Source organism: Pseudohongiella acticola (assembly GCF_001758195.1).
Taxonomy (GTDB): Bacteria; Pseudomonadota; Gammaproteobacteria; order Pseudomonadales; family Pseudohongiellaceae; genus Pseudohongiella; species Pseudohongiella acticola.
Genome location: NZ_MASR01000002.1, coordinates 407359 through 421527, shown reverse-complemented (window position 1 = coordinate 421527; position 14169 = coordinate 407359). Strand labels below are relative to the sequence as shown.

Genomic DNA, 14169 nt, shown 5'->3' with positions numbered 1-14169 from the left:
TGTTCTTTAACAATCGATGAATGAAGACAATTTATAGACGATACAGTTGATACTGTTTATTGCAGAGACGATCTGTGATGAGCGTTTTAGTATTGATTGTATGGTTGATAAAGTGTTTATTGCTGAATTAAATTTATACAAGCGCAAACTATTCTGTACGATCGAAGGCGAGTTTGTCTGTGTGGCTGAAGATGTAAGAGTCTGAGGTTATATGGTCAAGCAATTAAGCGTACGTGGTGGATGCCTTGGCAGCCAGAGGCGATGAAGGACGTGGTAGGCAGCGAAATGCTTCGGGGAGCCGTCAAACAGGCTTTGATCCGGAGATGTCCGAATGGGGAAACCCGGCCCACTTGTGGGTCATCCATAACTGAATACATAGGTTATGGAGGCGAACGCGGGGAACTGAAACATCTCAGTACCTGCAGGAAAAGAAATCAATTGAGATTCCCTAAGTAGCGGTGAGCGAACGGGGATTAGCCCTTAAGTTAGATCAGTGTTAGTGGAACGGTCTGGAAAGTCCGGCGACAGTGGGTGATAGCCCCGTACACGAAAATGCTGTTTTAATGAAAACGAGTAGGTCGAAACACGTGTAATTTTGACTGAATATGGGGGGACCATCCTCCAAGGCTAAATACTCCTGGCTGACCGATAGTGAACTAGTACCGTGAGGGAAAGGCGAAAAGAACCCCGGTGAGGGGAGTGAAATAGACCCTGAAACCGCGTACGTACAAGCAGTAGGAGCAGACTTGTTCTGTGACTGCGTACCTTTTGTATAATGGGTCAGCGAGTTAATGTCAGTAGCAAGGTTAACCGTATAGGGGAGCCGTAGGGAAACCGAGTCTTAACTGGGCGAAATAGTTGCTGGCATTAGACCCGAAACCGGGCGATCTACCCATGGCCAGGTTGAAGGTGCCGTAACAGGCACTGGAGGACCGAACCGTAATCTGTTGAAAAAGATTCGGATGAGCTGTGGGTCGGAGTGAAAGGCTAATCAAGCCCGGAGATAGCTGGTTCTCCTCGAAATCTATTTAGGTAGAGCCTCGTGGAATTGACTGCTGGGGGTAGAGCACTGTGTCGGCTAGGGGGTCATCCCGACTTACCAACCCGATGCAAACTCCGAATACCAGTAAGTTTTATCACGGGAGACAGACGGCGGGTGCTAACGTCAGTCGTCAAGAGGGAAACAACCCAGACCGCCAGCTAAGGTCCCAAATATCAGTTAAGTGGGAAACGATGTGGGAAGGCTTAGACAGCTAGGAGGTTGGCTTAGAAGCAGCCATCCTTTAAAGAAAGCGTAATAGCTCACTAGTCGAGTCGGCCTGCGCGGAAGATATAACGGGGCTCAAACTGATAACCGAAGCTGCGGATGTGTGCTTAGGCACATATGGTAGAGGAGCGTTGTGTAGGCCGTTGAAGGTGAATCGAGAGGTTTGCTGGAGGTATCACAAGTGCGAATGCTGACATGAGTAACGATAAGAGGGGTGAAAAACCCCTCCGCCGGAAGATCAAGGTTTCCTGTCCAACGTTAATCGGGACAGGGTGAGTCGGCCCCTAAGGCGAGACCGAAAGGTGTAGTCGATGGGAAATCGGTTAAAATTCCGATACCGGCTGTTATTGCGATGGAGTGACGGAGAAGGCTAGGCCAGCGCGGCGTTGGTAGTCCGCGTTTAAGGTTGTAGGCTGGTGACTTAGGTAAATCCGGGTTGCTAAGGCCGAGAACTGATGACGATCTTACTTTTTAGTGAGAGAAGTGGTTGATGCCATGCTTCCAGGAAAACCTTCTAAGCTTCAGATAACAGACGACCGTACTGTAAACCGACACAGGTGATCAGGTAGAGAATACCAAGGCGCTTGAGAGAACTTGGGTGAAGGAACTAGGCAAAATGGTACCGTAACTTCGGGAGAAGGTACGCTCTTTTTGGTGAAGCATTTACTGCGTAAGCTGAGGAGAGTCGAAGTGACCAGGCCGCTGCAACTGTTTATTAAAAACACAGCACTCTGCAAACTCGTAAGAGGAAGTATAGGGTGTGACGCCTGCCCGGTGCCGGAAGGTTAATTGATGGGGTTAGCTTAGGCGAAGCTCTTGATCGAAGCCCCGGTAAACGGCGGCCGTAACTATAACGGTCCTAAGGTAGCGAAATTCCTTGTCGGGTAAGTTCCGACCTGCACGAATGGCGTAATGATGGCGGCGCTGTCTCCACCCAAGACTCAGTGAAATTGAAATCGCTGTTAAGATGCAGTGTACCCGCGGCTAGACGGAAAGACCCCGTGAACCTTTACTATAGCTTCACACTGGACTTTGACACTATCTGTGTAGGATAGGTGGGAGACTTTGAAGCGGCAGCGCTAGCTGTCGTGGAGTCATCCTTGAAATACCACCCTGGTATTGTTGAGGTTCTAACTCAGTCCCTGAAACGGGGACGAGGACCGTGTGTGGTGGGTAGTTTGACTGGGGCGGTCTCCTCCCAAAGAGTAACGGAGGAGCACGAAGGTACCCTAAGAGCGGTCGGAAATCGCTCATTTAGTGTAATGGCATAAGGGTGCTTGACTGCGAGAGCGACGGCTCGAGCAGGTACGAAAGTAGGTCATAGTGATCCGGTGGTTCTGAATGGAAGGGCCATCGCTCAACGGATAAAAGGTACTCCGGGGATAACAGGCTGATACCGCCCAAGAGTTCACATCGACGGCGGTGTTTGGCACCTCGATGTCGGCTCATCACATCCTGGGGCTGAAGCCGGTCCCAAGGGTATGGCTGTTCGCCATTTAAAGTGGTACGCGAGCTGGGTTTAGAACGTCGTGAGACAGTTCGGTCCCTATCTGCCGTGGGCGTTGGAGATTTGAGAGGAGCTGCTCCTAGTACGAGAGGACCGGAGTGGACGAACCTCTGGTGTTCGGGTTGTCACGCCAGTGGCATTGCCCGGTAGCTACGTTCGGACAGGATAACCGCTGAAAGCATCTAAGCGGGAAGCCCCCCTCAAGACGAGATCTCCCTGGGGATTTAATCCCCCTAAAGTGCCGTTGAAGACCACGACGTTGATAGGCTGGGTGTGTAAGTGCAGTGATGCATTGAGCTAACCAGTACTAATTGCACGTGAGGCTTGACCATATAATCGCAGGTTTTTGCATCCATCAAGATGTAAGCAACCGGTTATATGAGACAAACAGCTTTGATTGATACAGATAGAGCTTGTATAAAGCGCTGTGCTAGTGAGTCTAAAGACGCTAGAGAGCCGATTCAGCAAAAACAGAACACAATCTTCATTCATCAGATTGTCAAAGGGTAAACGATGGCATGCTGACAACAGCGCATGTGCATCAACGGTTTGCCTGACGACCATAGCGAGTATGAACCACCTGATCCCATCCCGAACTCAGAAGTGAAAGTACTCAGCGCCGATGGTAGTGTGGGGTCTCCCCATGTGAGAGTAGGACATCGTCAGGCATTAATAAGCGAAAAAGGGCCACCCCATGCGGGGTGGCCCTTTTTTTTTGTTCGCCGATTGACGATGTCCTACGGGAGAGTAGGGTGAGCCGCGGTGCCCCTAGGGCAAAGCAAGCATCGCTTGCTTAGCGTAGCGAACGACCCGCATCTGTGATGCGGGGCTGGGCCATCGTCAGGCATTAATAAGCGAAAAAGGGCCACCCCATACGGGGTGGCCCTTTTTTTTGCCTGGCGTTTACAGATTCTAAGTCTATGCGCAAAAAATGTGCGTAAGCGCCGCCCATCAGCGCACCTAAATGGTGCGAAAACATCCTTTAGTGTTGCCTGCTTTGACTCCTGAAGAGCTCAAATAATTTTATTTAAAACAACTGCTTGGCCATAAAGGATGAATTTCCACGATCTGGGCCTGATTTTTGCTGCTTTATGATTGAGCAATGACAGATACGTTAAATTACGTACCACATTGTAAAAATGCACTATAAAAGTGCTTTATTCATGAATTGTGCTTATGTCTGGTGCAGTTGTTGTCAGGGTCGGTGTTCACCCCATTGATCAGTCATTTCCAGGCGATATGATTCGTGAGCTAACCAGAAAGCAGGCTTTTGTTCGCATGCGGCAAAACCCGTTGGGAGAGTTGTCATGAAACTGATTACCGCAATTATCAAACCATTCAAGGCTGATGATGTCCGCGAGGCGCTTAATGAACTTGGCGTTAGTGGTATGACTTTAACGGAAGTTAAAGGCTTTGGTCGACAGAAAGGTCATACCGAACTTTATCGTGGCGCTGAGTATGTTGTTGATTTTTTGCCGAAAACCAAAATAGAAGTGGCTGTTTCTGATGAGCGCGTTGACCAGGCCGTCGAGGCTATTTGCAACGCAGCGGGCACTGGCAAAATCGGTGATGGCAAAATATTTGTTGTGGCGCTGGAGCAGGTTGTTCGCATCCGTACTGGTGAAACAGGCGACGCTGCAGTGTAAAACAGCATTCTATAATTTTGGTTTCTGAAACGGAAAATATTCATTATGTTTAAATCTAAAACAATAAGATCGACTGCAATAGTCGCTTTGGTGTTATCGGTACTTCCTTCACTGGCGTTTGCTCAGGAGGGCCTGAATGGTGCCAATACGGCCTGGATTCTGACTGCCACGGCACTGGTGCTGTTCATGACGGTGCCTGGTTTGTCGCTGTTTTATGCCGGATTGGTTCGCAGTAAAAACGTATTGTCGGTGTTGATGCAGTGTTTCTCCATTGCAGCGGTCATTTCCGTGCTCTGGCTGCTGTATGGCTACAGTATTGCCTTTGGTCCTGCAGAAGGTGGCTGGTGGGGCGGTCTCAGCAAGTCCTTTTTTGCCGGCGTTTCTGTGGACTCTTTATGGGGTGACATACCTGAGCCACTTTTTGCTGCCTTTCAGATGACTTTTGCCATTATCACTCCAGCGTTGATTGTGGGTGCCTTTGCTGAACGCATGAAGTTTTCCTCCTTGATGCTGTTTGTCATTCTTTGGTCAACACTGGTGTACTTTCCGGTGTGTCATTGGGTATGGAACAGCAACGGCTGGTTATTCCAGATGGGACTGATTGACTTCGCGGGTGGCACGGTGGTTCACGTCACTGCCGGTGTGGCTGCGGTAGTGATGGCAGTAATGCTCGGGCAACGTCGGGGTTTCCTCACGACTGCCATGATCCCACATAACCTCACCATGACCATTACCGGGGCGGGAATGCTCTGGGTTGGCTGGTATGGTTTTAATGCCGGTAGTGCTCTGGCGGCCAATGGCAGTGCCGGCATGGCATTGCTGGCGACACACATGTCGGCATCGGCAGGCGCCCTGACCTGGATGTGTATTGAATGGATCAGACATGGCAAGCCCAGCGGTCTGGGCGCGGTTACAGGCCTGATTGCAGGTCTCGCTACGATCACGCCCGCCGCCGGATCGGTAGGTCCAGCTGGCGGCATGGTCATAGGTGTGATGGGCGGCTTTTTGTGCTATTTCGCCACTATCTTCCTTAAACACAAACTTAAGATTGATGACTCTCTGGATGTATTTCCGGTACACGGAGTCGGCGGTATCCTGGGCACGCTGTTAGCGGCAGTATTTGTATCACAGGAGCTCGGCGTATTCAGCGGCAATGGTTATGCCGAAGGTATGGCGCTGGGCTCCCAGCTAGGTGTGCAAGCACTGGGAATCCTTGCTACTGGCGTCTACACCGCTGTCGTCACCATTGTCCTGATGAAAGTTGTTGGCATACTCACCAATGGCAACCGTGTTACGCAAGAGCAGGAACAAACCGGTCTGGACATCGCTGATCATGATGAAAAAGGTTATTCGATGTAATCGGGTAACCAGGTCGCTGTCTGTTTATTGCCCTGAATATCAGGGCAATATCAGGCGACGCCGGGCTGGAAAGATTATAGCGTTGCCGCTGATTGATCGATCTGTTTGATCCAGTGGCAATGACCTTCCAGATAAGATCGATCAAAACCGGCAAAATCAATCAGGGCATCGAGGTCCTTGATTTTGACAGAGCCGTTCGTGCGATATATTAGCTCTTTCTCAGCCAGTAATTTGAATGTGCGGCTGACATGCACTGACGTCATGCTCAGCGTGTCGCCGATGACAGTCTGATTCAGAGGCAGTGCAAATTCATCGCTTGTCTGATTCAGACGGACCTTCAGCTCTACCATCAGGTGTGCAAGTCTTTCTGCCGCGCTGCGCCGGCCAATGTTTACAACCCGCTCAATTAACATGGACTGTTCCTGAGCCATGGTCATGAAAAAGAGGTCGGTCAGTTTTGGTGATTGTTCAAAGATATCGCTTAATTTCTGTCTCGGAAACGGGCAGGCGATAATGTCAGTCAGCGCGGTGAATTCGGACAAATTGTGTTCGAAACTCATTTCTCTGAGTCCCATAATTTGGCCGGGAAGAAAAATGTCCAGTATCTGGCGTTGGCCATTAGCGAGGGTTCGAGTGGCGCAGGCCCAGCCGGTCTTCAGAGTAAAAAAGCGATTCGCTGGACTTCCAATACTCGCCAGAATGGCATCCTGGGAATATTCGCGTGGGTCGTCTTCCAGAGCGTTGAGCAAATTGATTTCTGATTCATCAAGCTTGGTAAGAGTCTTGAATCGTCCGACAATACAGCTCTTGCTGATGTTTTCCATGATCCAGCCCGATACGGTCGCTTCTGTGCGGGATGCTGAATCTTATCCAGAGGACCCGAGGACAGTCAAGGCCACTAGGGCCGCATCAAATTTATAAGCGACGATAGCCCCGCGGGGCTATCGTCGCTTATACCGCTTCCTGCGAAGTCCATTTTAATCCTTAACTAACCGCTTAATGACAGCCATTCCTTGGTCATCATACCTCTAAGCGAATTCCTGTCCGGATTAACGGACTGCAATGTTGTTGATTACTCGATCGACACCGTCGGTTTGCGAGGCAAGTTCCCGAGCCCGGCTGCTGAGCATGGTGGAATCAACGTCACCAGTCAGGGTGACCACATCATCTTTTGTGGTTACGTCGATTTCCAGTCCGGCAACGTCATCGTCCATCAGTAATTTGGATTTGACGGTTGCTGTTGTGGTGGCATCGCTGACCAGTTGGCCAAAGGAGCGTTCAGGGTCATCCTCCGCTCGTCGGCTGTCCGGCTGGACGGTAATTCGGTTATTGACCTCGTTGACACCATCAATGCCCAGTGCTATTTCTTCCGCTAGCTGGCTTTTGGCGTCATGGTCCACTGCGCCGGTCAACGTCACCGTGTCTCCCGAGACGTCAATATCAAGGTCGAACGGATTTAGCTCGGTATTGACTGCATAGGTGCCCCAGATCTGTCCGTTGATCCGCGCTTCCGTGATGCGACCGTTGTCGTCGTCGGCATACGCTGATGTGGCGCCCACTAAAGTCAGGTTTGCAATCATGATCGTTCGTATAAGCTTCTTGCGTAACATAGTGATCTCCTATCAATACGATTGAGTCAGTCAAACACGCGATTAGCCATGCGTTATCATGGTTAAGGCGGCGGTCGACGACCGGATATGAAGAAGAACAGGGCCAGAATCAGGCCTACGACAAACAGTATCCACGCGATATTGGTCGCGGCGCCGGCGATGCCAGACAAGCCGAACAAGGCGGCAACGATACCGATAATAAGAAATGTTAATGCCCATCCAAGCATTTTTACTCTCCTCGTCAATGAGTGTACGTTGACCATAGACTCTTTTTAAGGTCAAGTCTTTAACGCAGGTTAAAGTACGTTGCCAAGCTTTTTCGCAGGCAGACGGGGCTATTTGACAGGCAGAGGCAGGGGAAGATGCTGAAGGCGATCACGGCAGTGGGCTGACCCCAATCAAGGCGGCATGCAGGATCATGGCAAAAACTGCCCAGGCAGCGATACCTGCACCTACCGTCAGGATATCGCCTTTAACGGTACCCGTTCTGGTGACACCCTGTTGTCGGTCTCTGCGCCGTAATACCGCAAATCCGACGATGGCCCAAACCAGAAAACTGCCGAAAAGTAATAAGTCAGCCACTGTGCCATTGGCCAGCAGGTGCGCAAGCGCCCAAATTTTTACGGCCGCCAGCATGGGGTGCCCCAGCCTGGCCTTGATACGGTTGCCGGGTACATAGGTGGCAGCGAGCAGGATAAACGCTAACAGGGTCAATGGCATGGCCAGGTGGCGCGCCCACACGGGTGCTGCCCACAGAAAATCCGGTTCTGCCCGGGCTGCGCCGTATCCAATGATGATCAGGATCAGGCCGGTCAGTGAAACCACCGAATAAAGCAGTTTCCAGCTACCAGGCCCGGTTTTACTGACCATGGTTTGACGCCAGCCGTGGGCGAGAATGCCCGTGAAATGCATGCCCAGAAATAAAAAAAGTCCCGCAATCAGCAGCGCCATAATATGTGTTTCCAATAATTCGATTTGTTTGTAACGCAGGATACTCAAGTCTTGCCGGATGTAGCAAGAGATGCATGCCTGCGGTGTCGGGGCCGGTGCCATTAGATGCCGTTAGCACTAGTCCGTTATATTTAGTATGATGCTCCTTCTTGAGAGAGATGGATAGATTGCATGTCTGAGCTTATCATTGCTGGTTTCAACCTTGCCCTCTACGGTATGGGTTTCGTTTTCACCTTCCTGATTCTACTGGTTATTCTGACCACATTAATGTCGACTCTGGTGCAGCGCTACATGCCGGCACCGGCGCTGGTGGCGCCGCGGCGACGAGCCGGCAGGAAAACGGCGCCGCAGTCCTCGTCTGCCGCCACAGATCAGGGAAAACTGGTTGCCGTCATCAGTGCAGCCATACGTCAGCACCGTTCCGGTTCTGGCGACTAATACACTGCGCCCGCAGGGTATTTGCGGCGTGCTTTTTTGGGGAATCATATTGCGCCAGTTTTTTTGCTGCGCGATAGAATAACAAGAAGGGCGAGGGTCCATGAGCGATATTAAAAAGCCGTTAGGCATCACTGACGTCATTCTGCGCGACGCGCACCAATCACTTCTGGCAACCAGGCTGCGGCTTGACGACATGTTGCCCATTGCGGAGAAACTGGACAAGGTCGGTTTCTGGGCGCTGGAATCATGGGGCGGTGCTACGTTTGACGCCTGTATCCGCTACCTGGGTGAAGACCCCTGGGAGCGTATTCGCAAATTGAAAGAGGCCATGCCCAATACGCCGCAGCAAATGTTGCTGCGAGGTCAGAATATACTGGGCTACCGGCATTACGCCGATGACATTGTCGATCGTTTCGTTGAGCGCGCTGCGGTCAACGGCGTTGATGTGTTCCGGGTTTTTGATGCGATGAATGATATGCGCAATCTCGAGCGCGCGATCAGCGCGGTGAAAAAACAGGAACGCCATGCCCAGGGCACCATGTCCTACACCATCAGCCCAGTCCACACGATAGATTCCTGGCTGAGTATGGCGCGTGAAATTGAGGATATGGGCGCAGACTCACTCTGCATCAAGGATATGGCCGGTCTGCTCGCGCCGTATACGGCCTACGAACTGATTACCGGTCTCAAGAAAACCATCTCCATACCGGTTCATATGCAGTGTCACGCAACCACCGGGCTGTCGACGGCGACCTATATCAAAGCCGTCGAGGCGGGTATCGATAATCTGGATACCGCGATTTCCTCGATGAGTCTCACCTATGGGCATACTCCGACTGAAACCATGGTCGCCATGCTTCAGGGAACCGATCGCGCAACAGGTCTGGATATTGAGCTGCTGGAAGAAATTGCATCATACTTCCGTCAGATCCGCAAAAAGTACGCACGCTTTGAAGGTGCATTGAAAGGCATTGATTCACGAATTCTGGTGGCACAGGTGCCTGGTGGCATGCTGACCAATCTGGAAAACCAGTTGCGAGAACAGAAAGCCACGGATCGCCTTGACGAAGTGCTTGATGAGATACCCAAAGTCCGCGAGGACCTGGGCTTTATTCCGCTGGTGACACCTACCTCACAGATTGTCGGAACCCAGGCGGTACTGAATGTCCTCGGCGGTGAGCGCTACAAGAATATTACCAAGGAAACAGAAGGTGTCCTGAAAGGAGAATACGGCGCCACGCCTGCTCCAGTGAATGCCGAGCTTCGTGAAAAGGTGTTGGACGGCAATGATCCGGTAACCTGTCGCCCCGCTGACCTGCTGAAGCCCGAATTTGATCGACTGAAAGACGAGCTGTCAGGTATCGCCAGTGAAAAAGGTTTCAAACTGGAAAATGATATTGATGACACATTGACTTACGCGCTGTTTCCGCAACCGGCGCTGAAATTTTTCCAGAACCGTCATAATCCCGATGCGTTTGAGCCCGCCCCCGATGCCGACCAGGCTGCGCCGTCGGCGGGTGGAGAGCCGTCAGCGGGTGGAAAGCCCGTTGCAGACAACGGCGTCTACACAGTAGAAGTGGACGGCAAAAGCTATGTCGTTAAAGTCAGCGCTGGCGGTGATGTAACGGAGATGAAGGAAGCCTCCACTGCCGGGAAACCCGATACCGGCTCAGCGCCGAGTGGCGGCGAGGGGCATGACATCAATGCGCCGTTGTCAGGCAGCGTTTATCGTATCGTGGCGACAGAAGGCTCAGAAGTGGCAGACGGCGATGTATTGCTGGTCCTCGAAGCCATGAAAATGGAAACCGAGATCCGCTGTAATCGTGCCGGCGTTGTCCGCACAGTCCATGTGGATGAGGGTGAAAGCGTTAGCGCAGGCGACGCCCTGGTGACACTGGAGTAATACAGCATGGATCAATTGATAGAACTCTGGCACGCCACCGGCGTGTATCAGATTGAAATGAAACAACTGATCATGATTCTGGTCAGTCTGGGTCTTATTTACCTGGCGATTGCCCGGAAATTTGAGCCACTGTTGCTGCTGCCAATTGGTTTTGGTGGCATGTTGGCGAACATTCCCGGTGTCGATATTGCGGTCGGGCAGGGCGTGCTTGCCCAGTTTTACTCTATAGGACTGGAAACCGGCATTTTCCCGCTTCTGATCTTCCTGGGCGTAGGCGCGATGACCGATTTCGGTCCGCTGTTGGCGAATCCTAAAACACTGTTGCTGGGCGCGGCTGCCCAGTTTGGTATTTTTGCCACTGTGCTCGGTGCCCTGTTTTTTACCGATCTGGGCTGGTTCGACTTCAGTTTGCAGCAGGCAGCCGCCATCGGCATTATTGGCGGTGCGGATGGGCCAACCGCTATTTATGTGGCGGGTATTCTGGCACCCGAACTGCTTGGCGCCATCGCCGTGTCAGCCTATTCATACATGGCACTGGTGCCGCTGATTCAGCCGCCCATCATGCGGGCGCTGACCACAGAAAAAGAGCGACGCATTGAAATGTCGCAACTGCGCGTGGTGTCACAGCGTGAAAAGATCCTGTTCCCGCTGGTACTCCTGATCCTGGTCGCCCTGGTCATACCAAGCGCAGCACCACTGCTGGGTATGTTCTGTTTTGGTAACCTGATGAAAGAGTGCGGTGTGGTCGACCGGTTGACCAAGACCGCACAAAACGCGCTGATCAATATTGTCACCATCATGCTGGGGCTGGCCGTGGGTTCGAAACTGATTGCTGATCAGTTCCTGGTTCCCAGCACATTGGGCGTGCTGGGATTGGGTATCGTGGCCTTCTCAATCGGCACGGCCGCCGGTGTCCTGATGGCAAAGCTGATGAATTTCCTGTCTAAAAGTCAAATCAATCCGCTGATTGGCGCCGCTGGTGTCTCTGCGGTGCCAATGGCTGCGCGCGTAGCCAACCGACTGGGCACCGAAGCCAACCCGCACAACTTCCTGTTGATGCATGCCATGGGGCCCAACGTGGCCGGTGTAATCGGCTCGGCTGTTGCTGCAGGGGTGTTGATTCAATTGGTAGGTTGATGTGCTGGCAATCCTGTTGCAAGTAACTGCTTGCACAGGTTTGCCAGCGCATGTCACACTGCGGTCATGATAAAAGTTTAGTGTCAACTTTGTTGCAATAAATAAAACAGAGCCGCTATTTGTGTCATTAAGCCCTATATTTTACGTCCTCGATACCAACGTACTCATCCACGACCCCTCTGCTATCTGGAATTTCGACGAGCATCAGGTTGTCATTCCAATGACCGTGCTGGAAGAGCTCGATAACCTGAAAAGCGGGCGTGGCGCTGTTGCCGCCGACTGCCGGCAAGCCATACGGGAAATCGATCGTATCCTTGGTAAGGCCACGCCCGTCGATGTTGAGCAGGGTGTGCCCATCGATCGCGGCAAGCAGGTGCCAACGTTGGGAACGCTGTCGGTGTTAATGACGGAAACTCCCCAGATTCATCGCATCCTTCCCGAACATCTTAACGACAATAAAATTCTCAACGCGGTGGCGCTGCTCAAGCAACAGCATCCTGCCCATCACGTGGCATTGGTGACCAAAGATATTAACATGCGCCTCAAAGCCCGGGCATGTGGCATTGATGCAGAGGACTATCAGACCGATCAGCTGTTAAGCGATATCGCACACCTTAATAAAGGGTATATCGATTTTGGTGACAGTTTCTGGGATCACATCAGTGCTGTTGAAACAGAACAGACCCATGGCGGCGAGACTTTTCACCAGATTCCCCGAAGCGCAATAGAGCAGGAAGTTTATCCGAACCAGTTCTTCTTTGACGCTGCCGGCTTTCTGGGTAGGGTGTCACGCCTGACCGACACGCATATCATCCTTCGCCATCTCGACAGGGAGCGATTAATGCAGCGGGAGACCTGGGGACTGCAGCCTCGCGACATTTTCCAGGCCATGGCCATGGACCTGTTGCTGGACCCTGACGTGCATCTGGTTAATCTCACTGGGTCCGCTGGTTCCGGAAAAACCATTCTGGCTCTGGCGGCTGCCATCGAAATGACGCTGGACACCAAACTCTTTCGCCGCATTATCGCGACCCGCAGCACTCAGGGCCTCGATGAAGATATAGGTTTTTTGCCTGGTACCGAAGCTGAAAAAATGGAGCCCTGGCTGGGAGCCATAACAGACAACCTTGAGGCGTTACACTGGGATGACGAGAACGCGGCTGGCAGTATAGATTACGTGCTGGCCAAAGTGCCGCTTCAATTCAAGTCTCTGAACTATATTCGCGGCCGCAGTTTTCAGCACAGCCTGATCCTGATTGATGAATCGCAGAATCTGACACCTCACCAGATCAAGACTATTGTGACCCGCTCGGGCACCGGATCCAAAGTGGTCTGTCTGGGCAACCTGGCACAGATCGACACGCCCTACCTCAGCCCGACCAGTTCCGGCCTGACCTATCTCACTGAGCGTTTCAAGAACTTTGCGCTGGGCGGCAACCTGCAATTGCAGGGTGTGCCGCGCTCGGAATTGGCCGCTTACGCTGAAGAGCACCTTTAATCAGTCGCTATCGACCAGCTGATTCATGGTGTGCGAGGGATTGTCGGGACAGGGCCTGCCAATCTGGTGAGCCGGGACGCCAACCACCGTGGTGTGCTCTGGTACATCCCTGAGCACGACACTGCCTGCGCCGACCTTGGCGCTGCGACCGACTTCGATATTGCCCAGCACTTTTGCGCCCGCAGAGATCAGCACACCAGAGCGAATTTTGGGGTGGCGATCGCCTTGCTCGTTGCCGGTTCCGCCCAGCGTGACCGACTGCATAATGGAGACATCGTCCTCAATGATCGTGGTTTCACCGATGACGATACCGGTGGCATGGTCAAACATGATGCCCTTGCCCATGACGCAGGCTGGATGGATATCGACGCCGAACACTTCTGAATTGCGGCTCTGCAGGTAGAGTGCCAGATCGCGCCTGCCTTTATTCCACAGAAAATGGGCAACCCGGTGTACCTGGATCGACTGGTACCCTTTCAGGTACAGAATTACCGGTAAGAACGCGCTGGTGGCGGCGTCCCTGTCGTACACCGCCTGGATATCGCAAGCAGCAAAATCAACAATGCCCGGTGACTCTCTGAAGGCTGTGTCGATCAGTTCGCGAATGGCGACGGCTGACATGACATAGTTTGCCAGTTTGTGCGCCAGCAGATAACTGAGCGCGGAGCTCAGGCTTTTATGATTAAGCACGCAGGCGTAAACGTAACTCGCCATCAGGGGTTCACGCCCGATCAGTTCGCGGGCTTCCTGTTGTAGTTGTTCCCAGATGTTTTCCGGCATTCTGAATCTCCATCGCTGCATTGGGTGCCGCAACTGTTGACTTGACTGGCATTACGGCAGGTCTGGCAGAAAC

General features: G+C 52.2%; 11 protein-coding genes and 2 rRNA genes. 8 read left to right on the top strand and 5 right to left on the bottom strand.

Annotated elements, in window-relative coordinates:
• Window positions 1–213: 213 nt before the first annotated feature.
• The 4 genes from PHACT_RS14180 (at window position 214) to PHACT_RS14165 (ending at window position 5779) form a co-directional block, all read left to right on the top strand.
• Window positions 214–3106 (top strand): 23S ribosomal RNA (locus tag PHACT_RS14180).
• Window positions 3107–3326: 220 nt separating this feature from the next.
• Window positions 3327–3442 (top strand): 5S ribosomal RNA (gene rrf / locus PHACT_RS14175).
• A 639-nt stretch (window positions 3443–4081) separates the two neighbouring features.
• Window positions 4082–4420 carry a P-II family nitrogen regulator gene (locus PHACT_RS14170; protein ID WP_070118909.1) on the top strand — a complete coding sequence of 113 codons (339 nt, stop codon included), beginning with the start codon at window positions 4082–4084 and terminating at the stop codon, window positions 4418–4420.
• Between the two features lie 45 nt (window positions 4421–4465).
• Window positions 4466–5779 carry an ammonium transporter gene (locus PHACT_RS14165; protein ID WP_070118908.1) on the top strand — a complete coding sequence of 438 codons (1314 nt, stop codon included), beginning with the start codon at window positions 4466–4468 and terminating at the stop codon, window positions 5777–5779.
• 74 nt (window positions 5780–5853) lie between these two features.
• On the opposite strand, the gene PHACT_RS14160 is transcribed toward PHACT_RS14165, so the two are convergent.
• The 4 genes from PHACT_RS14160 to PHACT_RS14145 all read right to left on the bottom strand — a co-directional run bounded on the left by PHACT_RS14160 (window position 5854) and on the right by PHACT_RS14145 (window position 8340).
• Window positions 5854–6603: a Crp/Fnr family transcriptional regulator gene (locus PHACT_RS14160; RefSeq protein WP_070118907.1), complete on the bottom strand. Its 750-nt coding sequence runs from the start codon at window positions 6601–6603 to the stop codon at window positions 5854–5856.
• A gap of 225 nt (window positions 6604–6828) precedes the next feature.
• Window positions 6829–7389: a BON domain-containing protein gene (locus PHACT_RS14155; protein ID WP_083264661.1), complete on the bottom strand. Its 561-nt coding sequence runs from the start codon at window positions 7387–7389 to the stop codon at window positions 6829–6831.
• Between the two features lie 62 nt (window positions 7390–7451).
• The gene (locus PHACT_RS14150; protein WP_070118905.1) at window positions 7452–7616 is read right to left on the bottom strand and encodes a DUF1328 domain-containing protein; all 165 of its coding nucleotides are present in this window, start codon (window positions 7614–7616) and stop codon (window positions 7452–7454) included.
• Between the two features lie 148 nt (window positions 7617–7764).
• Complete coding sequence (locus tag PHACT_RS14145; RefSeq protein WP_070118950.1) at window positions 7765–8340, bottom strand: NnrU family protein; 576 nt, start codon at window positions 8338–8340, stop codon at window positions 7765–7767.
• Between the two features lie 171 nt (window positions 8341–8511).
• On the opposite strand from PHACT_RS14145, the gene PHACT_RS14140 reads away from it, so the two are divergent.
• From PHACT_RS14140 to PHACT_RS14125, 4 genes are all read left to right on the top strand, one after another.
• Window positions 8512–8778, top strand: a complete 267-nt coding sequence (locus PHACT_RS14140; protein ID WP_070118904.1) for an OadG family protein — start codon at window positions 8512–8514, stop codon at window positions 8776–8778.
• Window positions 8779–8878: 100 nt separating this feature from the next.
• Window positions 8879–10681 carry a sodium-extruding oxaloacetate decarboxylase subunit alpha gene (gene oadA / locus PHACT_RS16445; RefSeq protein ID WP_070118903.1) on the top strand — a complete coding sequence of 601 codons (1803 nt, stop codon included), beginning with the start codon at window positions 8879–8881 and terminating at the stop codon, window positions 10679–10681.
• A 6-nt stretch (window positions 10682–10687) separates the two neighbouring features.
• Window positions 10688–11818 carry a sodium ion-translocating decarboxylase subunit beta gene (locus PHACT_RS16440; protein ID WP_070118902.1) on the top strand — a complete coding sequence of 377 codons (1131 nt, stop codon included), beginning with the start codon at window positions 10688–10690 and terminating at the stop codon, window positions 11816–11818.
• 121 nt (window positions 11819–11939) lie between these two features.
• On the top strand, window positions 11940–13316 hold the full coding sequence (locus PHACT_RS14125) for a PhoH family protein (RefSeq protein WP_070118901.1): 1377 nt from the start codon (window positions 11940–11942) through the stop codon (window positions 13314–13316).
• Here the strand turns inward: PHACT_RS14125 and cysE are convergent, their stop codons facing one another.
• Window positions 13317–14096 (bottom strand): serine O-acetyltransferase, encoded by a 780-nt coding sequence (gene cysE, locus PHACT_RS14120; protein ID WP_070118900.1) that lies wholly within the window; start codon window positions 14094–14096, stop codon window positions 13317–13319.
• Window positions 14097–14169: the final 73 nt, after the last annotated feature.

Coding starts and splice junctions, on each gene's coding strand:
- PHACT_RS14160 (WP_070118907.1), bottom strand. CDS start 6,603: ATGGAAAACATCAGCAAGAGCTGTATTGTCGGACGATTCAAGACTCTT.
- PHACT_RS14150 (WP_070118905.1), bottom strand. CDS start 7,616: ATGCTTGGATGGGCATTAACATTTCTTATTATCGGTATCGTTGCCGCC.
- PHACT_RS14145 (WP_070118950.1), bottom strand. CDS start 8,340: ATGGCGCTGCTGATTGCGGGACTTTTTTTATTTCTGGGCATGCATTTC.
- oadA (WP_070118903.1), top strand. CDS start 8,879: ATGAGCGATATTAAAAAGCCGTTAGGCATCACTGACGTCATTCTGCGC.
- cysE (WP_070118900.1), bottom strand. CDS start 14,096: ATGCCGGAAAACATCTGGGAACAACTACAACAGGAAGCCCGCGAACTG.
- PHACT_RS14165 (WP_070118908.1), top strand. CDS start 4,466: ATGTTTAAATCTAAAACAATAAGATCGACTGCAATAGTCGCTTTGGTG.
- PHACT_RS14140 (WP_070118904.1), top strand. CDS start 8,512: ATGTCTGAGCTTATCATTGCTGGTTTCAACCTTGCCCTCTACGGTATG.
- PHACT_RS14155 (WP_083264661.1), bottom strand. CDS start 7,389: ATGTTACGCAAGAAGCTTATACGAACGATCATGATTGCAAACCTGACT.
- PHACT_RS16440 (WP_070118902.1), top strand. CDS start 10,688: ATGGATCAATTGATAGAACTCTGGCACGCCACCGGCGTGTATCAGATT.
- PHACT_RS14170 (WP_070118909.1), top strand. CDS start 4,082: ATGAAACTGATTACCGCAATTATCAAACCATTCAAGGCTGATGATGTC.